The following is a 21373-nucleotide window of genomic DNA, read 5'->3' as shown; positions in this document are numbered from 1 at the left end:
ACCTTGTAGGCGCCGGAATCGCCCGCGACCTTGCCGGTAAACTTGGTCTTGGTCACGCCGAGCACGGTGTCAAGGCCAAACACGGTTACCGCGGAGCCGCTTGCGTAGGACCCCTTCTGCGCGAAGCCCGAAACGGTCACGGAATCGACCTTCTTGGTTTCGACCGTCGCAATCTCGGAGCTGTCCGCCTTCACGCTGCTGGAGGATTTAGGCTTGTCTTCATCGCCGCTGCTCGAGCTTGCCGTGAGGAGGCTGTCCACTTTCGTGGAATCCACCTCGACCCAGTCCTCGCTGGTGCATTCGAAGTAGGTGTTCTCTTCTTCCACGAACACGATTTCGCCGTAGTGGCTCTTGGTGCAGTGCGCCAGGTCGTCGAACGATTCGACCGAGTCCGTGCCTGCGGGTGTTTGGGTTTCTTCGGCGGAACTGCTGTCGTCGTCGCTACAGGCGGTCAGTGCAAAGGTGGCAAGTACGGCCGCCAACGAGAGAGATTCAATAAGGATTTTTTTCATTGCAAGCCTCGGGGAAATCAAGGTTACTTTTTGCAATAAAATATAAAAAGGGTTTGCGATTATTGGAAATTCCCGTGGTAGTTCCAGCTCCACTGGGCGGGGTGCTCCGCTATCCAGCGCTCGGTTTCGCGGGCGATATCGGCGACGAGGTCGCGCCCCTGCTTGTTGTAGTGCGGCGGGTAGTAGCTTTCGAACCGGATGACGATGCGGCGTTCCGGAGTGTTCTCGGTCCAAGTGCGGAAGGTGACGATGCCCGCTCCCATCTGGTTGATTTTCTGGGGGAGCCGCAGGTAGAGCGTGCTCGGCCTGCCGAAAAGCGTAACCGCATTCCCCTTGGTATGTTTTCCCTGGTCGTAGACCATCGCGAGGATCCCCTTGGTGCGGAAAAGCTCGCGGATAAGGCGGCCCGTTTCGTCGGGGTGGAATTCGGTGATGTGCGGGTCGCTGCGGAGTCCCTTGAGCACGTCGCGGAAGGCGGTGTCGCCCACGGAATCGGTAATGAGCTGCACGTGCTCGCTGTAGCGGCAGAGGGCGCGGTGCATGAGCTCGAAACATCCTTGGTGGATGCTGATGCCCGCGATGGGCATCCCGATTTTCGCGCATTCGGCGACGGCATCCTTGATGATTCCTTCGTTTTCGAAGACGATGCGGTTTTCGACGCTCTTGAAGCGGGCGAGGCCGCGGTACGAATCGAGCGCATTCCAGTAGATGCCCTTGAACACGTCGCGGGCAGTCACTTTTTTCAGCGGCTCGGCGCGTTCCGGGGCTTCTTTTTCCATGTAGTCCCTGGCCGCCTCGAGGTGCCTTACCGTGCGCCCGTAGGCGCGCTCGGTGTGGAGCGCCTTGTATAACGGGAACGCGATGGCGAACAGCGCTGCATAAAAAGCATCCGGCAAGCGAAGCAGGATGTGCATCAGTGCTTTATATGCGAGGTATTTGATATGCATCGTTTGCAGAACTTAGAAGTCATTTTTGGCCGAAGGCCGAGAATCCATCACGTTCATACAAGACTTGTCAAGAACGGGTATGAACCGGATGGATCCTCCTCGCTCCGCTCGGAGGATGACAGGTCAGGGATTCCTATTCTTCGTCAAATTCCAAAATGTTCCGCCCGATTTCGCGGTCGAAAACGCTCTGCCTGAGGCCTTCTCCGGCGTAGCTGATGGTGGGGGAGACCTCGTAGAGCTTCTTGGGGTTAATCGCCACGTGCGCCTTGCGCAGCCATTCGCGGTGGAGCCTGCCGATCATGTTGCGGGCCGTCTTCGGGGAATCGTTCCCGTCGGCGTTCTTCACCGGGGAGAATTCCTCTTCACGGATGACGCCGAACGGCATCATCGTGCCGAGCTGCGGGAACGCATCGAACAGGAACTGCTCGAACTTCCAGCATTTCTCGATGCCGCAGACGGTCTTGCGTGCGGTATGCCAGGGGAGGCGGCTGGTTTGCAGCTTGCGCAGTCCGGCGATTTTGAACAAGTGAATCGCGATGTTCCCGCCGTCGAAGGTGAGGCTCCCGTCGGCGTTGGTCATGTCGCGGTAATTTTCGGGCAAATCGCTGTATTCCACGACGCCGGGCTTGTTGTTCTGCAAAGCGAAAATGCCCACCTTTTCTTGCGGGCCGGCCTTGTGCACTACCTTGGAGGCCGACATGCTGCGGCCTTCGGCAGCGAGGGCTCCGATGAATGCGGGGTCGCAAATGCGGCAGAGCGCGTTGTCGACGCTGTAGAGGAACACGTACTGCACGCCTTTCTCCACGAGCCAGGCGAGCGTGCCGCTCTGGGAAAGGGCGCGGAAGCAGCCGCCGTTGCCGTCGGGCACCAGGGCGAGTCGGTTGTTTTCGTCGACGACAGCCTTTCCGTTCGGGTCGAGGGCGCAGATGGTGCCCTGCTCGAAGAAGCGGATGTTCTCGCGGGCGTACCCGAAAAAGTCGTGCTCGGTGAAGAAATCGACGGTTGCCTTGTGGTTCAGCGGGCTCGTCATGATGCACCAGGGAATCGGGTGCTCTACGCGTGCCGCGAGGTTCAGCAGGCGTTCCGCCTGCAGTTGGAAGAGACTCTTGTGGCTCGGCAGGCCGATGTCGAACATGCCCTTGGGACCGTCGAAGCCGAGACGCGAACCTTGTCCGCCCGCGACGAGGAATGCGGCCACCTGGCCCTTGCCGAGCAATATCTCGCCGGTCTCTTTCCAGAAGTCGTAACGCAGGTCATCGACCGCAATCTTGAACGGCATCGGCTTCAGGTCGGCGGAGACGTTGTCCTCGAGCGAAGCCGCGGATTTTTCGGCGTAGATTTTCGAAAGTTCTTCCCAGTCCTGGCTTTCGATGTCACGCTCCAGCAAGGTGCGGGCATCCCCGCTCAAAGATTCAAGCTTGGCGACCAGCTCCTGCTGGCCCGCCGCATTCAAAGTTTCGATGATGTCCATGCCTTGATTACCTAATGCCGAAGAATATCACCATGCTCACGATGAGCGCGAAGATGCTCACCAGGTGCATGCGCCACACGATCTTGGAGTTCATGAGCGGCTTGCTCGGGAACTTGCCTTCCCATTTTTTCTGGTAGTGGTGGTGCAGCGGTGCGCAGAGGAAAATCCTCTTGCCGGTACCTGTAGTCTTCTTGGTGAACTTGAACCAGGTTATCTGCAACAGCACCGAGCAGGCTTCTGCGATGATGATGATGCACACGATGGGCAGGAACAGCCCTGCCTGCACCAGGATGAACATGATGCCGATGGCCGCGCCAAAGCCCACGGAGCCCGCGTCGCCCATGTAGATTTCGGCGGGAGGGCTATTGAACCACAGGTAGGCGAGCAGCGCTCCTGCGATAGACAGCGCTATCGGGAAAAGTTCGTCGCAGCCCGGAAGGTACGGGACGCTCAGGTACTGGCTGAAGATGAAGTTGCCGCTCACGTAGGCGACAAGGCCCACGAAAATCATGCTGGTGAGGATGGGCACCGAGACGAGGCTGTCGAGGCCGTCGGTAAAGTTGGTGCCGTTCGCGCTTGCAGCGATGACAAACGTCATGAAGGCGACAAAAATCCAGTTGGGCAAGTGAAGCTGGAATACGTCGATGGGGCAGAAGGGGATGGTGAGGTCGCCCTTGAGTTCGGGAATGAACTTGTAGCAGAAAATCGCGACGACGAGACTGAACAAAAAGTAGAGGAACAGACGCAGGCTGCTGGAAATGCCGTCGGCCTTGTCCATGTAGTCGGCGGCCTTGAGCTTACCGAGCTTGATGAGACGTTTGGCGCGGACTTTCGCAATGTCGTCGATGGCCCCCACGGCAGAGAACAGCGCCAAGATGACGAGGGTCGATATGGTATAGCCGTTCATCTTGCACACCAGTAGCGACACTATTTCGACCACGACCACCAGGAGGAGCCCGCCCATGATGGGAGGGGACTTGGACTTGCCGTCCTTGTCGAAATCGGAGGTGGCGTCGAGCCCCTGCAAAAGCCGGATGTACTTGGGCATGAAGAAGAGCACGAGAACGATGGAAAGCATGGCGGCGACGCCGGCACGGAACAGGCGGCCGTCGAAAAGGTCAATGCTGGTAATATGGTAAAGCCAATGGCAGAGCATAATAATGGTCTAGGATCTGGGGTTCTAATATGCTAAAAATAAAATATTGTGGTCGTGTTGGCTTGGCGTGCCATGATTTTTCTACATTATGGGGCATGAGCGAATTGCATATTGAATGCCCTCATTGCGGGGCCTCGTTTGATGTCCAGATAGACGGCGAACTGTCGAACATGATGGTGTTCCCTTGCGCGAAATGCCAGACGCCTCTGATGTACTATCACGGGGAAATCTCCGAACTGGACCGCGATGAATTTGCCGGCTTGCGCGAGAGGCTCACGAAGGTGCTGAACGTCGTGATGCGGCAGGGCAGCACGGTGAACGATGTCGCTGATTCGCTGAAAAGGCTGGTCGACATCTCGAACGAGCGCGCGGAAGGGCGCGAGCAGACTCCCGCGGCGATTACGGACGAGGCGATTGCCAACCTGGAAAAGGACCTGGCCGAGATGGACGCGGACAGTTTCCTGAATAGCTTGTAAAATGATCGAGTTCTTTATCGCGGCGATTGTGGTGGGGATTGCCCCGGGGCCGGACAACCTGTTCGTGCTCGCCCAGAGTGCGACGTACGGCGCTAAAGCCGGTTTTTGCGTGATTTTGGGGCTCTGTACGGGAATTGCCCTGCAGACCTGCCTGCTTGTGGCGGGTGTCTCTGCGCTTATCGCGGCGAGCCCGACGGCGTTCTTCGTGATGCAGTGCTGCGGGGCCGCGTACCTGCTTTATCTGGCGTACAAGAGCTTCCAGGTCCGTGCGGGTACCGTGGTGAAAAACGAGGAAGAGAAATCCCCGGTCAAATCGGAGGCGACGATTTCTGGGCGTAAGCTCTACCTGCGCGGTATCATCATGAACATGACGAACCCGAAAGCGGTGCTGTTCATGCTCTCGTTCATCCCGCCCGCGGTCAAGATGGAACGCCCCATCCATCCGAGCTTGCAGACGGCCATTCTCGGCGCGGAATTTATCGTAGCGACGCTGATCGTGTTCGGGACAGTCGCCATTTTGGCCGGAGCGGTGAAGAAGTTCCTGCTCAATAGCCCGAAGGCGAACCGCAACCTCAACTGGTTCAGCGGAGTCGTGTTCGTGCTGCTCGCTATTGCGCTGTTCCTGGTCTAGAGTTGCTTTTCCACTAGCTTCAGGATTTTTTCAATCGCCGCTTCGGGCGCATCGCTGGTATCGCCGCCGGCGGCACGGGTGTGGCCGCCACCGCCGAATTCCTTCGCAATCGCGTTCACGTTCACGATGTAGTTGCTGCGCAGGCTGATCTTGTACTTGCCGTTCACCGGATAGAGGAACAGGGCCACTTCGGTGCCGCCGACTTCGCGCACGGTATCGATGACGTTGCTGAGCTCCACGGGCGTAACGCCGAAGCGTTCCATGTCTTCGGGGGTGATGTGGGCGTAGACCACTTTACCCCCGAGCCCGAGCTTGCAGTTCTGCATTACGAACCCGGTCACGAGCGTCTGCTTGTAGGTGCGCGTGTAGTAAGTTTCGTTCACGATTTTTGCGAAATCGATTCCCTTCTCTATAAGGTCGCCGACCACTTGCATGGTGCGCTTGCCGGTGCTGCTGAACTTGAAGGCTCCCGTGTCGTGCACGATTCCCAGGTAAAGGCTGTTCGCGGTCTCGCGGCTCACTTTCGCCTTGTCGAGGTTCATGTACAGCACCTCGCATGCGGAACTCGCTTCGGGTTCCACGAAGTTTGCCGTACAGAGGTTGAGCGGGTTAGAAATGTGGTGATCGACATTGATGGTCTTCTTTGCGGTGCGGATGCATTCGGCTCCGTTTGCGCCCACGCGTTCGAAACTCGGCGTGTCCATCAGAAAGACGAGGTCGAATATGCCGTCTTTTTCCTTGGTATAGGCGGACTGCGCGACTTCCGTGCCGCGCACAATCCGGTAACTCTCGGGGAAATTCTCGAGGAATAACTTCACTGCGATTCCCGGGAAGTTGTCGCGGATGTAGTTGTAAACCGCCGTAGTGCTGCCCACGCAGTCCCCGTCGGGGCGTACGTGCCCGAAAATCGCAACCGTTTTCGCTTCGCTCAAGAATTCGTCAATCGTCATGTTCAATCCTTTTTGCGGGGAATATAATAAATGGGAAAGGGAACTCCTATTCTACGACAAGGGATTTGTCGTAAATGAAGTCGACTTCTTCGGGCGTGATTCCGCCGGGGACGAGGTCGAGTTTGGAGTGGTTCACTTTCATGGCGGCGGCGAACTGGTCGCGCATTTCGCGGGAAACCTTGCATTTGCCGATGAGCTTGTCAAGCATTTCGGTGAAATCGGCGGTGCTTTTGAGGTTCAAGAGCGCGAGGATTTTCTGGACGTCTTCGGGAACCTTCTTCTCGCAGACATCTACGTAGCCGGCAAGGAAATAGCCGACGGCGGGGCCATGCGGCGTGCCCTGATGCAGCGTGAGGTCGTAGCTCATGCCGTGTGGTACGGAGGTACTCGTGTGTGCGATGGACATGCCTGCGATAGTCGAGGTGAGCATGAGTTTTTCGTAAAGGCTTTTGCCGACGGGGGTGTCGGAAAGGAGCGCGTCCTTCAATTCTCCCCAGATTTTGAGGCCGTATTCCGGGCACATGCGGTTGAACGCGTTGGAATAGACGTTCAGGATGCTTTCGACCATGTGGGCGAGGGCGTCGACCGCGGTATTGATGATCAGCGTCTTCTTGGCCGAGGCGAGGTATTTGCCGTCCACAAGCGCGAGCGCCGGGAAAATGCGGTGCGGAATGCTCTTCTTCAGGTGAATCTTGTGGTTTGTGATGATGGAAACCGGCGTTGCCTCGGAACCTGTTCCACAGGTAGTCGGTACGGCGACGACGGGAATGTGCTCAAGTGGCTTTTCGGGAGCCTTGTGCAAGTTGTCCGCGATGAGATTTGGGTTTGCAAGCAGTAGTGCTGCAGCCTTTGCAGCGTCGATGGCGGAGCCGCCTCCGATGCCGATAATGTAATCGGCCTTAAATTCGCGTGCCTGCTGTGCGGCGTTTCCTACGGTATCTGTTGACGGATTTTCTTCGACCTGGTCAAAAACTTGGTACGGCACGAGGCCCGAGTCCAGAACGGCGGTGACATCATCCAATGAACCGTTCTTCTTGGCGGAAGTTTTGCCCGTCATGATGAACGCACGCTTCCCCATCGCAAGCAGATTTTGCGCGTGTTTTTTCACGCAGTTCTTTTCAACATAGATATCCGTGGGTACGTAGAAACGCATAGAAAGATCCTATACTTTTGAGGCTATGCTTATAAGATAGTAATTGGATTCTTTGGTCCGTCAAATTTGTCAAAATTTCATACGCATTCTTCACAGTCTTAAGAATTTCTTTGAAATATCATTTCAATAATCTCCAGTGCATCGGGATGATTGCTGGATGAAGAATCTTTGAAGATGATAAAACGTTAGTTCATATTTTTTTATCGGTTGACATTGTTGTCACGAAAAAAGCTGATAGAATGTAGACAAAAATTGCGACTATAATAGGTTCGTATCCTGATTCGTGCATAATGTTTATTCCATCGATTTCAATTTGAGAACCAAAATGATGTCCTAATGCATAAAATCCCCAATAAAAGCAAGCATAAACTACGTTCCTTAAAATATTTAATGAAGATTTATGTTGCATTTGTTTGCTTATGCCTTTGTTGGAAAATGTCGCAATATAAAACAAAACTGCCAATGCTTCGCTCAATAAAGACAATCCAAAAGGCATGAAGACAACAGCCATCATGAACGTGTCCAAAAAGACATACATACACAACGATGCGAAGATAATTATCGCGAAAAGTGCAAGAATTAACAAAAATTTCATATAGAAAAAACTCTTTTTGGTCTCTTAAAGTGAGTCGTTCATTTTTTTTCTCAAACTTAATATAGATTAAATCTTGTGTCGTAAAGTGACATTTTTTATTTTAAAGGTCTTTTTTTATGAAGAAAATGTAAAAGTACTTCTTTCGTTTTTCATCCCGTGTAAAGCGGTTTGCAAGAAAAAATTTTAAGACGTTTTATCCGGTGTAACAGGCGGTAATCGTTGTTATATTTCGTCATGTAAACCCCTATACGGAGGTATGAGATGATTTGTTTGAACGACTATTTGTTTTCTGGAAACACGGTGCTGAAGATTCTTCACCAGTATTCGAACGACCTCAGGAACAGTGCGAAAGGAACTCGCAACAGCATTGACTTGGCGCATTCGAATTTTTTGATTCAGATTATCGAACTGCTGGAACACAACGACTTCTTGACCTCACAATCCCAGCGTATAAAGGAGTTCTACAAGTTCATGACAAGGGAGTATCCCTTCCTTGCGTTCACGTTCAAGGGACGCATCAAGTCCCTGATTCGTGCCGAAGAAAAATTCAACGGCTATATCCTTGAATTCATCTACAACTATTACAAGAAGAATGGAACGTTCCCGTCCGAAGCCGAGATCAAGAGCAAACTGAATTTTCGCGACTTGATTGCTTACCGCATCGTCATCTCGATGCCGGTTTGCCATATCAAGAAGGGCGATGACCGGAGCGAGGTGGAACGTAAATACTTGTACGAAATCGCGAATGCGTTGCCCGAATTCCTTGAAGAGCGTGGCTTTACGGCAGAAGTTTCCAAGCACTTGGACAATAGCGGACATTCCGATTTGCTTAGTGATACCGTGAGGCCGTATTACCATGATTCGGTGGCAACACCCAGGAGCTCGGGCTACCAGTCATTGCATATCACGTTCTACGACAACCTTGCACGTTGTTACACGGAAGTGCAATTGCGTACGAAGGATATGGACGATTATGCCGAAATAGGCGAGGCGAACCATTTTGGTTATGAAAAAACGCAAGAAACGCGGCGCTCCAAACACGACCAGATTCCGAGCGGCGAGTGTGTCTATTTTGACGAGGCGTACGAACGATTGGTGAAATTGCAGGAACTCGAACTCGCGAAAATAGACGTGAACATGTTCAAGGCCATCAACAACCAGTTGATTAACGATGGCTGCGGGTTGTTCAGAGGCCGACAGATCTTGCCGTTTGAACACCTGTCAAGGTTCCAGAACGATTTGATTGATTAGAATACACAGAAGAACAAATTCTATATTTGTTCCCGATGAAAATCCTGTTCACAGACCTTGACGGCACGCTCCTGACCGACGACAAGCGCATTTCGGATACCGACATGCGCTCTATCCGCGCGATGATTGATGCGGGCCATAAGTTCGTGATGACTACGGGCCGGCCGCTCACGAGCGTTAAACAATTAGCGGAACAGTACGGGTTCCTGGAACCGGGATTTTTCCTCGTGAGTTTCAACGGCGGGCTCATCTACGATTGCGGCGAGAAGAAGCCGATTCTCACGCGCTACATTCCAGTCGACGAAGTCAAGGCCATCATGGATGCCGCGCACGCCCGCGGGATGCACGCGCACACCTACTCGGGCGACCTCGTTGTCTCGGAATACGAGACGGAACAGCTCAAGATGTATTGCCGCCTGATGAAGATGGATTACGTGGTGGTGAAGGACATTCGCGAGTACTACGGCGAGTTCGTGAATGTCGTGGTGAAGCCGCCCATCAAGGTGAACATCATTACGCCCTTCGAACATTCGGGCCTCGTGGATTTTCGCACCGAGATGCGGAAGACGACCGAGGGCAAGCTTTTCGACGTGTTCAGCAAGCCCGAGATGCTCGAGTTTTCGCACATGAAGAGCAACAAGGGCGATGCGGTGAAGTTCATGGCGGATTTTTACAAGGTGCCGATTGCCGATACGATTGCGGTGGGCGACGAAGAGAACGATTGCCCGATGATTGAAACGGCCGGTGTCGGTGTCGCGATGGCGAATGCCTCGCAGGTGGTGAAGGACATTGCCGATTACGTGACCACAAACGACAACAACCATTCGGGAATTACCGAGGTGATTGAAAAATTCGTCCCGTAGCGTTTTCTATATTATGGGTATGGAACAAAAAAAGACTTACCGCGAGGTGATGCCCGGGGAACTCCCGTGCGAAGTGCCGGAATGCGACGGCGTGATGGTCGTCGATCCCGACAACAGCTACAAGCTCACCTGCGACAAGTGCGGACACATTAAAGAGTGATTGATGATTGATAATTGATGATTGATAATTTTACATCATCCATTATCCATTATCCATAGCCAAATGTCTTACCAGAGCTTGAACATTACATACCCGGACCTTCCTGTTGTTGAACATCGGGAAGAGTTTTTCGATTTGCTCGAAAAACACCAGGTAGTGATTGTCAAGGCAGACACCGGTTCCGGCAAGTCGACGCAGTTGCCGAAGTTCTTGCTGGAATGGTTTGATGGCAAGACCGCGGGTGCACAAGATGTGCGGCCTTTCAAAATCGGTGTGACGGAACCCCGCCGGCTTGCGGCGATTTCCATTGCGGACCGCCTGCGCGAAGAATTGAAGGACGAAACGCTCGTCTCTACGAAAATCCGCTTCTGGGAACAGGGCCAGAGCGACGCCCCCATCAAGGTGATGACGGATGGCATCCTGTTGCAGGAATTCCGTCGCGACAGGCTCTTTAGGCAGTATTCGGCCATCGTGATTGACGAGGCGCATGAACGCTCGTTGAACATCGACATCTTGCTCGGCATTTTCAAGACGGTTCTGCAGGCCCGCCCGGAATTCAAGCTGATTGTGGCATCCGCGACGCTCGATGCCAAGCTTTTCGAGGAATTTTACGACAACAGCTGCGTGCTCGAAGCCGAGGGAAGAACGTTCCCCGTCGATGTGGAGTATTATTTAGACGAAAGACGAAAGACGATAGACGAAAGGGGCGCGGGACGAGACATCTCCGGCAAGGGCGATTCGGGCTTGCTCGATGAGGCGCGGGATGCGATTCTCGATTTGGAAACGCGCCACCGCGACCACCTGCTTTGTTTTTTGCCGACGGAACGCGATATTCAGGATTTGGCGGGCGAACTCGCACATGAATTGGACTCCGCGACCTTCGACATCTTGCCGCTTTACGGGCGCATGAGTCCTGATGAACAGCGTCGCATCTTCAGGCATACGGAAAAGACCCGTGTGGTGCTTGCGACGAACATCGCGGAAACTTCGCTCACGATTCCGGGAATCGCTTACGTGGTCGATACGGGAACGGCCCGCATTTCGCGGTACAACGCGCAGTCGCGTATCCAGGGGTTGCCTGTCGAGGATGTTTCGAAAGCGTCTGCGCGGCAACGTACAGGGCGTGCGGGGCGCGTGAAGCCTGGCGTGTGCATCCGCCTCTATTCTCCCGAGGATTTCGAGAAGCGGGACGAGTTTACGGAGCCGGAAATCCGGCGGAGTAATCTCGCGAACGTGGTCTTGCAACTGCGCAGCCTCGGGCTGGAACTCGAGAACTTCCCGTTCCTGCAACCGCCACCGCATTCGGCGTTCCGCGGTGCGTACAAGACGCTTTTTGAACTCGGCGCGCTTACCGCCGATAATGCTAGCGGGCATGTGACCAAGCTCGGCCGCGAAATGACGCGCCTCCCGATGGACGTGGCGCTCTCGGCAGTGCTTTTGCGGGCGCGCGATGCCGGCGTGTTACAGCCCGCGCTGATTGTCTGCTCGGCGCTCTCCATCCAGGACCCGCGCGTGGTTCCCAGCGAAGAACCCGAACGCACCCGCATTCGCCAGCTGCACCGCAAGTTCGCGGGCCACAAGAGCGACTTCCTCACGTTCATCTGCATGTGGAACGCCTTCTGTAGCGAATGGGATGGCAAGACTTGGAATAAGTTGCGCAAGTTCTGCGACAAGAACAGCCTGCATTTTCTGCGCTGCCGTGAATGGATTGATTTGTACGAACAGTTCGGGCGCATCCTCGACGTGAAATTCGAGAATCGCGTGTGCCCGCTCGACAGTTTCCACCGCGATAACCTACACATCGCTTTGCTTTCGGGATTCCTGGGCGGCATAGCCCTGCGTGACATGGAAAACGGTTGCTACCGCCTGGTGAGCGGGCGCGAGACGCACGTGTTCCCGGGCAGTGACCTTTACGGCAAGAGCGCGGAATGGCTCTTTAGTGCCGAAGTGCGCGAGACGAGCCGCATCTTCCTCAACAAGGCTGCCGAAATCAAGCCCGAGTGGATAATGCAGGTGGCGGAACCTTTCTGCACGCGACGCTGGTTTGCTCCCACGTGGAACCAGGAACGCGGTTTTGTGGAAGCGGTGGAGGAGGTGAGCTTCCGCGGGCTTGTGATTAGCCGTGGCCACCGCGTGGATTATGCCCGCGTGAACCCCGACGAATGTGCCGAGATTTTCTGGCGGGAGGCCGTTGTGCTTGGCCAGATGGCGCGCCCCTTCGCCTTCATGACGCACAACGAGCGCGTCGTTGAGGACTTGCATGCGCTGGAGGCCCGCAAACGCCAATTCGGGCTTGCCCCGAGCGAAGACGCCCTGGTGGATTACTACACGCGCATTGCGCATGAAGTCAATTCCATCAAGACGCTCAAGGACTACATCCGCGAACATACCGACCAGTTCCTGAAATTCGATGCGAAATTCTGGCTGGATCAACTGGATGAGAGTATGCTCGCAAGCTCGCTACAGACGAAAGACGAAAGAGGGTATAACCGTATTGTCATTCCGGGCTTGACCCGGAATCTAGATGGCGGATCTGGGTCCGCCATGACGGATGGTAAGAGCCGCGCCGCCCTCGAACCCACTCTCGGTGGCTCCATTGAACAGTTCCGCATCGAAGGTCTCGATGGCTCCAGCCGCATGGTGGTGGGCGAGATGGTCTTCGATGCGATGCGCGACTGCGATGGCATCACGCTGGACCTGCCTTACGACATGCTTCCGCAGGTGACTCCTGCGACGTTAGCGCTTTCCATACACCAGTGGCGCGAATGGATGGCGGAATCCGTCATCCGCGAGATGCCCAAGGCCGCAAAAAAGCAGCTAGAAGGCAAACGCATGTTTATCGACGACGCCTTCTGCGACAAGCTCAAGGAAAATCCGCACAAGGCCCCGCTTTTGCTTTTGTACGAAGTATTCGCGGGCCTCAAGCAACTCGATTGCGACATCCCGACGGTGACGCCCGAAAAGGAAAACCACCTGCGCTTGCACATGAAGGTGCTCAAGCCCGGTTTCCCGGAAAAGTTTGCCGTCGAACTCAATCCCGAATGGGGGAGTTTCCGCCTTTTTGCGGCGGTGCGCCCCGTCCTGGTAACATTCGGTATAGATTTTGCGCTTGGCGACATGCGCTTTGGCTGGCGCCTTGGCGAGTCTGCCCTGATGATCCCGCAGGAATCAACCTTCTGGCAGGCGTTCCGCAAGCGCGTGGAAGGTCGCGCGCAGTCCAATACCGATTCTACTCTTATTGTCGACCGCCTGAACATGCTCGAGACCGGCGGCCTTTATTCCGACGGTTTCCAGACCGCGCTCAAGTCGTGGATTTTAAAATCGCTTGCCGCCGACAATCTGGACGCGAACCGCTGTGTGCGCTTTTCGGGCCTCGAGTATTCCCGTGGCAAAAAGATTCGCGATTTCAAGAACCTGACCGCTACAACCCGCAGCGAAGATGAGAAAATGCGCCTGGCTCTGGTACGCGCTACTTACGAGTCTGCGCTGCTTGGGGCCGAAACCTTCGTGAAGTTCTGGGATATCCTCCGAGAATTCTCCGTGGCGATGCGCCAGGGCGGTGACCATGCCCGCGACGCTATCGCCGCGGTTATGGCTAAGAACAAGTCCATCTCGAAAATCGTGGCGCTCTACCTGCCCGACCACAAGGAAAATACTTTGTTCGAAAGACTGTCTGTGCTCGGCGCGTTTCAAATTGACAATGGCAAAATAGACCTCTCCGTCAAGGACCTCCGCGAAAGGTTCCGTCCCTTCCTCAAGGCCCGCTTTATGAAGGAACACGAACTTAAAACGGCCCGTGACCTCCTGACAAAAATGGAGCATACGTCTTTTGACGATGCTGAATACCCGGAACTTTACCTTCAGGCAAGCGCCTTGCTCGAGGACTTCGAAATCCTCAAGTACAAGCGAAAGGGCGACGATACCGAAGAAGTTATTGAAAGCGACTCCCTGGCGAAACTCAAGGGCCGTTTTGGACGGCTGAGATAGGCTCTCCTGCCCTTTTTTAGGGGGGGGTCATGTGGGCTGCCGGCCTTGAATTTTCTAAATTATGGGGCGATGAAGTTTTGGCCGTTTTTATTGATTTCGTGTTTGCTCGTGCTTTTTGTGGCGTGTGATATGCCTTTTGGCAAGGAAGATCCCGTTGTCGTTTCTGTGGGCTCGACGAAATTGCGTCTTTCCGAGATTCAGAAACAGGCCCCGGAATGGGATTCCTGGGATAACCAGCAGCGCCTGAAATTCCTGGAAAACTGGATTGACGAAGAGACCCTGTATCAGGAAGCCGTAGAAAACGGTACCGACAAGGATCCGGCGTTGGCCATGCAGATCGACCAGACGGTCCGCAAGATCGTCGTGGACCATTTCTTGCAGAGTTTTGCCGACACGATGGTTATCGGTGATGCCGAGAAAATCGACTACTACCGCGCCCATCCGGAAATGTTCCTGAGGGGAAAGACTTCGATTTCCGGCGCTATCCTCTTTTTCAGGGATTGGCAGTCGGGCGACCAGTATTATCGCGGGCACAAGAACATCAAGTTTGATTCTCTGCCCGGGCAGCATTACCTGTTGAAAAAGATGGAACCGTTCGAAATGGTTACGGAATCGCCCGATACCTGCTTTGTCCAGAATGTCAACGATGTCGAAGTTGGCGTTCTTTCGAAGATGAAGTACTGTGGCGGCGCCCTGAAAATGCTGGTCGTCACGTTGAAACAGGATTCTGCGGATGTATTGCCTTACGAGGAAGTTGCCGAAGACGTTGCGATGCAGGCCTGGCTTGAACATCGCACCTCCGTAATGGAACGTCTGAAAAAAGAATGGAAAATGGAACGTCCCATTTTTTCAAAAACCGATATTTTTAGTGAAAAGGATAAGTGATGAAGCTTTTTAATCTGTTTGCGTTGGCCTTGTTCACCTTCACTGCGCTTGTTGGTGCGGCTCCGGTATTGATGGATGGAGTTGCTGCGGTGGTGGACGGCAAGCCCATTATGCGTTCCGAGTTCATGAACAGCCTCTACCAGTTCCAGGAAACGCCCGAAGGTTCCGCCATGTCGGAAGAACAGCAGAAGGATTATGTCCTGGAACGTTTGATTGAAGAAAAGGTCTTGCTCAGTCGCATCGATCGCGACTCGATTGTTATCAGTAATGCCGAAGTGGACCAACGTGTAACAGCCCATTTGACACAGCTTGCCGCAAGCCAGAACATTGATTTGGCCACACTTGAAAAGGCAGTCCGTACCCAGCTTGGCGTAAGCATGGCCCAGTATCGTGACCAGCTTTCCAAGCAGGTCCGCAGCCACATGGAAATTGCCCGTGTCCGTCAGATGCACGTGGGTTCCGTCAACCCCACCAAGAAAGAGGTCGAAGCGTTCTACAAGGCGTACAAGGATTCCCTGCCGCGCCAGTACAATTGCGTCTTGCTGAGCCATATCCAGATTCCGATTGTGCCGGATTCTATGGTGGTCGATTCCGTGAAGAATGTCGCCGAGACCCTAATCGACAGTCTCAACTTGGGAATGAACTTTGAGCTTTTGGCCAAGCGCCATTCGCAGGATAGCTCCGCGGAAAAAGGGGGCGACTTGGGATATTTCAAACGCGGCCTTCTGGATCCCGCTTTTGAACGAGCCTTGGACCAGCTGAAGAACGGACAGTATTCTTCTTATCCGGTCAAGACGAACCAGGGCTGGCATATTCCCCGCGTGCTCGGACGTAAGGAAGATGGCGTGCGTTCTGCCCAGATTCTTCTCCGTACGATTCCGACGGCGAAGGATAGCGCTGCCGTGATTGCCCGTGCGGATTCGCTCAAGCAGAATATCAAGACCAAGGAACAGTTTGCCGCCGCCGCCAAGAAGTTCAGCGAAGACAAGTCCAGCAATTTCCAGGGAGGCCTGCTCGGCTGGTACCAGAAAAACGAAATGGAACCTGCCTATGTTGACCCGGTAGCCAATTTGAACGTGGGTGAGGTTTCTGAACCGGTGCTGATTGATGGCGCTTACCATCTGTTCCGCCTGGACGATGCCCGTCAGATCCGTGAACTCACGATGGAAGAAGATTACGGCAAGATCGAGAATCTTGCGGCCAACCACATGGAAAACGAAAAGCTCGAGGCACTTGTAAAGAAGTGGCGTCAGGAAGTCCATGTGGATATCCGTATGAAGGAATAGACGTTAGGGGAACGTTCCGGCCATGATCCATTTCACCCATGTGACAAAGTCTTACGAAGACAACTGGAAAGCGTTGAACAACGTGACTTTTCGCGTGAACAAGGGTGAGTTCGTGTTCCTGACCGGTCATTCCGGCGCGGGCAAGTCTACGGTGCTGAAGTTAATTTATATGGACGAACGTCCCGATACCGAGCGTGGCGGCCAGGTCATGGTGAAGTTTACCGGCGACAGTGTCTATGACAGCAAGAATACCCCTGACAGCAAGATTCAGGCATTCCGTCGCAAGATGGGCATCATTTTCCAGGATTTCAAGCTGTTGCCCGACAGGAACGTTTTTGAGAATGTGGCGCTTGCGCTCCGCATTGTGGGTACTCCGAGCAGCAAGATTAATGCGGCGGTGTTTGATGCTTTAGCCCTTGTGGGCATTAGCCAAAAACGCTTTGCCATGCCTTATACGCTTTCGGGCGGTGAACAGCAGCGCGTGGCGATTGCGCGTGCCATGGTGCACAACCCGTACCTGCTTTTGGCGGACGAACCGACGGGTAACTTGGACCCGAAAAACGCCGAAGAAGTCTTTAAAATTTTCAAGGAAATTAATGCCCGCGGAACGACCGTCGTGATGGCGACGCATAACCCGGACTTTTACCTGAATAGCCCCTTCCGCCGTCTGGTGCTTGACCACGGCGAACTCCTGAACAGAGACTTGATTTAGACTTTGATGGCGCGGATTTCACCGGGCTTTAAATCGCCCAAGGTGTACTTGTCGAATTGGATGCGTACGAGGCGCATGACTTCGTAGCCGAGGTGGGCGAGCATGCGGCGGATTTCGCGGTTCTTGCCTTCGGACAAGGTAATTTCGAGCCAGCAGTTCTTTTCGCCTTCGCTATGGAGAACGGCGCGCTCGGCGTGCATAAATTCTTCGCTTTCGCCGAAGACGCGGGGCAGAACATTGAAGCCTTTTTCCATTTTCGCTAGGTCATCGTCGGAGGGCTTGCCCGCGACCTGCACGCGGTAGATTTTGATGTGCGACGTCGGGACTGGATCCTTCGCCCCGGCGGGGCTCAGGATGACGTCGGCCCATTGCGTGTCGTTCGTAAAAAGCAACAATCCTTCGCTTGCGGCGTCGAGGCGGCCTACGGGTGCAATGTGCGGCATAGGCTTGCCGGGGTACATTTTGCTGTATTGCTCGCGGAATAAGTCCATCACGGTTTTGCGGCCCTTCTCGTCGCTTGCGGTAGTGACGATGCCGCGGGGCTTGTTCATCGCGAAGTAGAACTTCTGGGCAGCCTCGATGGGCGTGCCGTCCACTGCGATTTCGTCGTTCTCGTAGGCGGGCGTATCGGGGTCGCGCACGATTTTACCACGCAAAGAAACCCGGCCCTCGCGGACCAGGTTTTCTGCTATGCTGCGGCTGCAAAAGCCGCGCTTGGAAATGACGCGTGCAACCCCGTGGGGTTTCTGTTTTACGCCATGGAATGCACTCATAGAAACGTCATCCTGAGCGGGAATCCGCGAAGGATCCAGTTGAAACGGCCTGGATGTTTCGCTTCACTCAACATGACGTTCCCGATTGAGTTGTTAAGCGAGTTACTTGTCGAGATATGCCTTGATGTTTTTGAGGCATTTTTCGTTCTGCGCTTCGGTGCCCACGGTAATGCGGAGCACGTCACCCATGGCAGGCTGCGGGCGGATGATGGTGCCCTTGGCCTGCAGGAACTTGAACGCGTCCATCGGGTCCTTGAAACCGCTGACGGCGATGAAGTTCGCGTGGCTGTCCACGTAGGCGAGGCCCAGTTCCTTGAAACCGGCCTTGAGCTGGTCGAGGCCCTTCTTGTTGAGTTCGCGGACCTTGTTCACGTATTCCTGGTCGTCGATGGCGCCGATGGCGGCGGCCTGGGCGATGCTGTTCACGTTGAACGGCTCACGCACGCGATTGATGAGGTTCACGATTTCGGGGCGGGTGATGCAGTACCCCACGCGAAGCCCTGCGAGACCGTAGATCTTGCTGAACGTACGGCAGCAGATGATGTTTCTGCCTTCGGCGATGCGGCTGTTGAAATCCGGGACGAGTTCCGGCGTGTCCTCGATGAATTCGGTGTAGGCTTCGTCCATCACGAGAACGCAAGTTTCCGGGAGGCTGTCGGCGAAGTCGAGGATTTCCTTGGCGGTGAGGTCGGAACCCGTCGGGTTATTCGGGTTCGCGAGGAACACGATGCGGGTCTTCTCGTTCACGGCGGCGCGCATGGCCTTGAGGTCGTAGTTGTAGGCCGGGGCCGGCATGTCGACTTCGATAATCTTCGCGTTCATTGCCATGGTGGCGAGTTTGTAGACGGCGAAGCTGTGCTTGCCCATCACGGCTTCGGTGCCGGGGCCGAGGAACACCTGGGCGATCATGTCCAGAAGTTCGTTGCTGCCGTTACCCACGGCAATCTGTTCGCGCTTCACGCCGCGGAACTCTGCAATCTTTCCGATGAGGTCGTAGCTGCCGCCATCCGGGTAGAGGTTCACTTCTTCTAGGGCCTTGCGGGCTTCTGCCATGCCCTTCGGGCTCGGGCCGAACGGGTTCTCGTTGCTCGCGAGCTTGTCGATGTCTTTCGGGTCGAGGCCGAATTCGCGGGCGGTGTAGGCGATGGGCTTGCCGGTCACATAGAGCGGCTGGTTCAAGATGTGCTTTTGTGCGAGTTCGTTAATGTCCATTTTTTTTGCCATTGATGGTTAATAGTTATTAGTTATCGCCCACAATATAGTTCTTTTATCGTCGATCGCTTTGCTGTTTTGCGTGCTTGGGCCGTTTAATGTATATTTATTGCATGAAAAATGTTTCCTTAAAGACCCTCCTGGCATGGCTCGTCGCAGTTTTCTTTGCTGCGTGTACGGTGTCAGTGGAGCCTGTCGACGGAGATGACGTCGATTCATCATCTAGCAGCGTCGCAGAATCGTCTAGTTCAGAGAAGAAGTCTTCTGGCAGTGTTGCAAAATCATCTAGTTCGGAAAAGAAGTCTTCCTGCAGTGCTGTAGAATCGTCTAGTACAGAAAAGAGTTTGTCCAGCAGTGTTGCTGAATCGTCTAGTTCAGAAAAGGAATCGTCCAGCAATATAGCTGAGTCGTCTAGCGCAGAAAAGATATCCTCTAGCAGTGTAATTGAATCATCTAGTGCAAATGCAAAAAGCATCTATGAGGCTGTTGAGGAATCCGGCCTGTACACGACCAAGGACTCTGTGGCCGCTTACTTGTGCAAGTTCGACAAATTGCCTGCAAACTATGTCGGAAAGAATACTGGAAAGAAACTTTACGAATCCGAAACGGGCAATACATTCGAAAAGTGGAATTTTAACCCGTGGACCACAATCGGCGTGATGATTGGCGGCGACAACTTTGACAATTTCGCTTCCAACCCGGACAATTACCACGCAACATTGCCCGAAGGTTCTTACCACGAAGCCGACGTGGATTATTCCGGAGCAAATCGCGGAACCAAGCGGCTTGTGTACCAGCCGGACTGCGTAATCTACTACACGTCAGACCACTACGAAAATTTCACCAAGTTGGATATTCGCTAGTATCACGGCCACACGAAGGTGCTGTTCAGGTCCTTCTCGCCGTTATCGACGAGAATGTCCTGACCTGTGCAGTTCTTGTTCACGACAGTCAGAAACCAGACCCATTCCGCGATATCTTCGGGCTCGGCCCAGCGCTTTAGCGGAGTCACGTCCATGATGCGGTTCCAGAGCGCAGGGTCGTCCATCACGGGCTTGTTGAGGCTGGTCTTGACGCCGCCCGGAGAAATGCTATTGCATGTCGCACCGAACTTGGCGACACGGCGGCCCACGTTCTTCACGTAGGTCAGCAGCCCGCCTTTGGAAACTGCGTATTCGGGGAATTCGTCGCCGGTGTGCGCGCTCGAAGACGCAATGAAAAGTACCGACTTGATTTCGGGCTGGATGGCGTACTTCTCGACAAAGTTCATCGCGCCCATCAGGTTGATTTCGATGTCGCGGCCGGAGTTCTGCACGCCCGCGTTGCTCACGACGATGTTTGCCGCAATCGAAAGTTCTGGGAAAGAAGCCTTGTCTGCGACGTCAACGATATGGTGCTCGTATTCGGCGTGGTCAATCGTAGATTCCTGGACATCGAAACCTACAACATGCGCGCCCCTGCTCAGGAACAGTTCTGCGATGGCGCGGCCGATGCCGCTGTGCGTTCCGCTGATAAAGACGTTCATGTCTGCCCTGCCTTGAACTTGAGGTAATCGCTACCGACGTTTTCCTTTTCCCACTTGCAGGCCATCCTGTAGCCGAAGGGGCTGAAGACGACTTCGCAGAGGAGTTCCATGACGGCGCCCGTAATTGAGCATATAAGGACCTGCTTCATGGTCCAGCCAAAGAATACGTGGCTAACCGTAAGGGCGAAAATCATGTTGTCGACAAACTGCGCGACCATCGTCGACACGTAGGAGCGTGCGGCGAATGTCTTGAAATCCTTGCCCTTCGCGAATTTTCCCATGCCGTAGTTCACGACGGAGTTGACGAGAGACGCGGTGAACATGGCGAGCGCAGAGCCCAGCACCACGTACCAGGAACCGCCAAACGTGGCGTTGAGGGCGTCGTTTGCGACCTTGGCCGCATCGGGGTTCGTGTCGATGTAGCTGTAGAATTCACCCCACATTCCCGGCGCATGCGAAAGGATGTTGAAGAACAGGCAGGTGCACAGGTTCACGAAGAGGGCGACTACCGAGACTTTCATGGCGGCCTTGGGCCCGAACCGCTTGCATATCATGTCCATGCAGAGGAACGAGAACCAGCTGAGCGTAAAACCGCAGTCAAGGGCCATGTATTCAAACGATACCAGTTCCTTGTTCGCGAGCAAGTTCATGCACACGACGGAGAGGATAAAGAAACTGACGGCGAGGGAGGGAATGTTGCGCAGCAGGATAACCAAGTCCTGCCATTCACGCTGGATATAGCTTTTCATTTTGTTTTTTAAGGAAGGTTAGACAAAGACTTCCGGAAAAATCCTGCAACATCGCAGAATTCTAACGCGCCAAATATAG

The 21373-nt window shown here is 54.2% G+C and carries 21 protein-coding genes; 10 read left to right on the top strand and 11 right to left on the bottom strand.

The features are described from left to right. From B3M32_RS00410 to B3M32_RS00395, 4 genes are all read right to left on the bottom strand, one after another. The coding region (locus B3M32_RS00410) for a hypothetical protein (RefSeq protein WP_290742213.1) at nucleotides 1-512 on the bottom strand (512 nt) is incomplete at its 3' end. A gap of 59 nt (nucleotides 513-571) precedes the next feature. Further along, nucleotides 572-1426 (bottom strand): lauroyl acyltransferase, encoded by an 855-nt coding sequence (locus B3M32_RS00405; RefSeq protein WP_290742210.1) that lies wholly within the window; start codon nucleotides 1424-1426, stop codon nucleotides 572-574. 166 nt (nucleotides 1427-1592) lie between these two features. Then, a complete protein-coding gene (locus B3M32_RS00400; RefSeq protein ID WP_290742207.1) occupies nucleotides 1593-2930 on the bottom strand; it encodes a UDPGP type 1 family protein in 1338 nt (445 codons plus the stop codon). 7 nt (nucleotides 2931-2937) lie between these two features. Then, nucleotides 2938-4086: a phospho-N-acetylmuramoyl-pentapeptide-transferase gene (locus tag B3M32_RS00395; RefSeq protein WP_073187288.1), complete on the bottom strand. Its 1149-nt coding sequence runs from the start codon at nucleotides 4084-4086 to the stop codon at nucleotides 2938-2940. Nucleotides 4087-4181: 95 nt separating this feature from the next. Here B3M32_RS00395 and B3M32_RS00390 point away from each other — a divergent pair, with 95 nt between their 5' ends. Together B3M32_RS00390 and B3M32_RS00385 are read left to right on the top strand one after the other, a co-directional pair. Continuing rightward, complete coding sequence (locus B3M32_RS00390; RefSeq protein ID WP_290742201.1) at nucleotides 4182-4562, top strand: hypothetical protein; 381 nt, start codon at nucleotides 4182-4184, stop codon at nucleotides 4560-4562. Between the two features lies 1 nt (nucleotide 4563). Further along, complete coding sequence (locus B3M32_RS00385) at nucleotides 4564-5193, top strand: LysE family translocator (RefSeq protein ID WP_290742199.1); 630 nt, start codon at nucleotides 4564-4566, stop codon at nucleotides 5191-5193. Here the strand turns inward: B3M32_RS00385 and B3M32_RS00380 are convergent. The 3 genes from B3M32_RS00380 to B3M32_RS00370 all read right to left on the bottom strand — a co-directional run bounded on the left by B3M32_RS00380 (nucleotide 5190) and on the right by B3M32_RS00370 (nucleotide 7810). Continuing rightward, nucleotides 5190-6143 (bottom strand): DHH family phosphoesterase, encoded by a 954-nt coding sequence (locus B3M32_RS00380; protein ID WP_290742196.1) that lies wholly within the window; start codon nucleotides 6141-6143, stop codon nucleotides 5190-5192. The genes B3M32_RS00385 and B3M32_RS00380 overlap by 4 nt on opposite strands. Before the next feature lie 46 nt (nucleotides 6144-6189). After that, nucleotides 6190-7296, bottom strand: a complete 1107-nt coding sequence (locus B3M32_RS00375) for an iron-containing alcohol dehydrogenase family protein (RefSeq protein ID WP_290742194.1) — start codon at nucleotides 7294-7296, stop codon at nucleotides 6190-6192. 190 nt (nucleotides 7297-7486) lie between these two features. Next, nucleotides 7487-7810: a hypothetical protein gene (locus tag B3M32_RS00370; protein ID WP_290742191.1), complete on the bottom strand. Its 324-nt coding sequence runs from the start codon at nucleotides 7808-7810 to the stop codon at nucleotides 7487-7489. Between the two features lie 342 nt (nucleotides 7811-8152). Between B3M32_RS00370 and B3M32_RS00365 the strand changes: the two genes are divergently transcribed. From B3M32_RS00365 to ftsE, 7 genes are all read left to right on the top strand, one after another. Next, on the top strand, nucleotides 8153-9142 hold the full coding sequence (locus B3M32_RS00365) for a guanosine polyphosphate pyrophosphohydrolase (protein ID WP_290742188.1): 990 nt from the start codon (nucleotides 8153-8155) through the stop codon (nucleotides 9140-9142). Nucleotides 9143-9177: 35 nt separating this feature from the next. After that, a complete protein-coding gene (locus B3M32_RS00360) occupies nucleotides 9178-10005 on the top strand; it encodes a Cof-type HAD-IIB family hydrolase (RefSeq protein WP_290742185.1) in 828 nt (275 codons plus the stop codon). 19 nt (nucleotides 10006-10024) lie between these two features. Next, on the top strand, nucleotides 10025-10165 hold the full coding sequence (locus B3M32_RS00355; RefSeq protein ID WP_290742182.1) for a hypothetical protein: 141 nt from the start codon (nucleotides 10025-10027) through the stop codon (nucleotides 10163-10165). Nucleotides 10166-10300: 135 nt separating this feature from the next. Next, on the top strand, nucleotides 10301-14152 hold the full coding sequence (hrpA, locus tag B3M32_RS00350) for an ATP-dependent RNA helicase HrpA (protein WP_414655161.1): 3852 nt from the start codon (nucleotides 10301-10303) through the stop codon (nucleotides 14150-14152). Nucleotides 14153-14281: 129 nt separating this feature from the next. Next, nucleotides 14282-15037 (top strand): hypothetical protein, encoded by a 756-nt coding sequence (locus tag B3M32_RS00345; protein WP_290742176.1) that lies wholly within the window; start codon nucleotides 14282-14284, stop codon nucleotides 15035-15037. Further along, the gene (locus tag B3M32_RS00340; protein WP_290742173.1) at nucleotides 15037-16323 is read left to right on the top strand and encodes a peptidylprolyl isomerase; all 1287 of its coding nucleotides are present in this window, start codon (nucleotides 15037-15039) and stop codon (nucleotides 16321-16323) included. The genes B3M32_RS00345 and B3M32_RS00340 overlap by 1 nt, the downstream gene beginning before the upstream one ends. A gap of 22 nt (nucleotides 16324-16345) precedes the next feature. Continuing rightward, nucleotides 16346-17035: a cell division ATP-binding protein FtsE gene (gene ftsE / locus B3M32_RS00335; protein WP_290742170.1), complete on the top strand. Its 690-nt coding sequence runs from the start codon at nucleotides 16346-16348 to the stop codon at nucleotides 17033-17035. Here the strand turns inward: ftsE and B3M32_RS00330 are convergent. Together B3M32_RS00330 and hisC are read right to left on the bottom strand one after the other, a co-directional pair. Beyond that, nucleotides 17032-17808 (bottom strand): pseudouridine synthase, encoded by a 777-nt coding sequence (locus tag B3M32_RS00330; protein WP_290742167.1) that lies wholly within the window; start codon nucleotides 17806-17808, stop codon nucleotides 17032-17034. The genes ftsE and B3M32_RS00330 overlap by 4 nt on opposite strands. Before the next feature lie 102 nt (nucleotides 17809-17910). Further along, the gene (gene hisC, locus B3M32_RS00325; protein WP_290742164.1) at nucleotides 17911-19032 is read right to left on the bottom strand and encodes a histidinol-phosphate transaminase; all 1122 of its coding nucleotides are present in this window, start codon (nucleotides 19030-19032) and stop codon (nucleotides 17911-17913) included. A gap of 101 nt (nucleotides 19033-19133) precedes the next feature. On the opposite strand from hisC, the gene B3M32_RS00320 reads away from it, so the two are divergent. Continuing rightward, nucleotides 19134-19883 carry a ribonuclease domain-containing protein gene (locus B3M32_RS00320; protein WP_290742161.1) on the top strand — a complete coding sequence of 250 codons (750 nt, stop codon included), beginning with the start codon at nucleotides 19134-19136 and terminating at the stop codon, nucleotides 19881-19883. Nucleotides 19884-19885: 2 nt separating this feature from the next. On the opposite strand, the gene B3M32_RS00315 is transcribed toward B3M32_RS00320, so the two are convergent. Then, nucleotides 19886-20545, bottom strand: a complete 660-nt coding sequence (locus tag B3M32_RS00315) for an SDR family NAD(P)-dependent oxidoreductase (protein ID WP_290742158.1) — start codon at nucleotides 20543-20545, stop codon at nucleotides 19886-19888. Next, nucleotides 20542-21294 carry a VUT family protein gene (locus B3M32_RS00310; protein WP_290742155.1) on the bottom strand — a complete coding sequence of 251 codons (753 nt, stop codon included), beginning with the start codon at nucleotides 21292-21294 and terminating at the stop codon, nucleotides 20542-20544. Before B3M32_RS00310 ends, B3M32_RS00315 begins: the two co-directional genes overlap by 4 nt. Between the last annotated feature and the right edge of the window lie 79 nt (nucleotides 21295-21373).

Source organism: Fibrobacter sp. UBA4309, from assembly GCF_002395745.1.
GTDB lineage: Bacteria > Fibrobacterota > Fibrobacteria > Fibrobacterales > Fibrobacteraceae > Fibrobacter.
Note: the sequence above shows the minus strand (reverse complement) of the source record. Positions and strands in the feature narration are given on the sequence as shown.

Excerpts from the sequence above, each read along its gene's own strand:
- hisC (WP_290742164.1), bottom strand. The coding sequence starts at position 19,032 with ATGGCAAAAAAAATGGACATTAACGAACTCGCACAAAAGCACATCTTG.
- B3M32_RS00355 (WP_290742182.1), top strand. The coding sequence starts at position 10,025 with ATGGAACAAAAAAAGACTTACCGCGAGGTGATGCCCGGGGAACTCCCG.
- B3M32_RS00400 (WP_290742207.1), bottom strand. The coding sequence starts at position 2,930 with ATGGACATCATCGAAACTTTGAATGCGGCGGGCCAGCAGGAGCTGGTC.
- B3M32_RS00330 (WP_290742167.1), bottom strand. The coding sequence starts at position 17,808 with ATGAGTGCATTCCATGGCGTAAAACAGAAACCCCACGGGGTTGCACGC.
- B3M32_RS00395 (WP_073187288.1), bottom strand. The coding sequence starts at position 4,086 with ATGCTCTGCCATTGGCTTTACCATATTACCAGCATTGACCTTTTCGAC.
- B3M32_RS00385 (WP_290742199.1), top strand. The coding sequence starts at position 4,564 with ATGATCGAGTTCTTTATCGCGGCGATTGTGGTGGGGATTGCCCCGGGG.
- B3M32_RS00390 (WP_290742201.1), top strand. The coding sequence starts at position 4,182 with ATGAGCGAATTGCATATTGAATGCCCTCATTGCGGGGCCTCGTTTGAT.
- B3M32_RS00360 (WP_290742185.1), top strand. The coding sequence starts at position 9,178 with ATGAAAATCCTGTTCACAGACCTTGACGGCACGCTCCTGACCGACGAC.
- B3M32_RS00375 (WP_290742194.1), bottom strand. The coding sequence starts at position 7,296 with ATGCGTTTCTACGTACCCACGGATATCTATGTTGAAAAGAACTGCGTG.
- B3M32_RS00345 (WP_290742176.1), top strand. The coding sequence starts at position 14,282 with ATGCCTTTTGGCAAGGAAGATCCCGTTGTCGTTTCTGTGGGCTCGACG.
- ftsE (WP_290742170.1), top strand. The coding sequence starts at position 16,346 with ATGATCCATTTCACCCATGTGACAAAGTCTTACGAAGACAACTGGAAA.
- B3M32_RS00315 (WP_290742158.1), bottom strand. The coding sequence starts at position 20,545 with ATGAACGTCTTTATCAGCGGAACGCACAGCGGCATCGGCCGCGCCATC.
- B3M32_RS00405 (WP_290742210.1), bottom strand. The coding sequence starts at position 1,426 with ATGCACATCCTGCTTCGCTTGCCGGATGCTTTTTATGCAGCGCTGTTC.
- B3M32_RS00365 (WP_290742188.1), top strand. The coding sequence starts at position 8,153 with ATGATTTGTTTGAACGACTATTTGTTTTCTGGAAACACGGTGCTGAAG.
- B3M32_RS00320 (WP_290742161.1), top strand. The coding sequence starts at position 19,134 with ATGAAAAATGTTTCCTTAAAGACCCTCCTGGCATGGCTCGTCGCAGTT.
- B3M32_RS00370 (WP_290742191.1), bottom strand. The coding sequence starts at position 7,810 with ATGATGGCTGTTGTCTTCATGCCTTTTGGATTGTCTTTATTGAGCGAA.
- B3M32_RS00340 (WP_290742173.1), top strand. The coding sequence starts at position 15,037 with ATGAAGCTTTTTAATCTGTTTGCGTTGGCCTTGTTCACCTTCACTGCG.
- B3M32_RS00380 (WP_290742196.1), bottom strand. The coding sequence starts at position 6,143 with ATGACGATTGACGAATTCTTGAGCGAAGCGAAAACGGTTGCGATTTTC.
- B3M32_RS00310 (WP_290742155.1), bottom strand. The coding sequence starts at position 21,294 with ATGAAAAGCTATATCCAGCGTGAATGGCAGGACTTGGTTATCCTGCTG.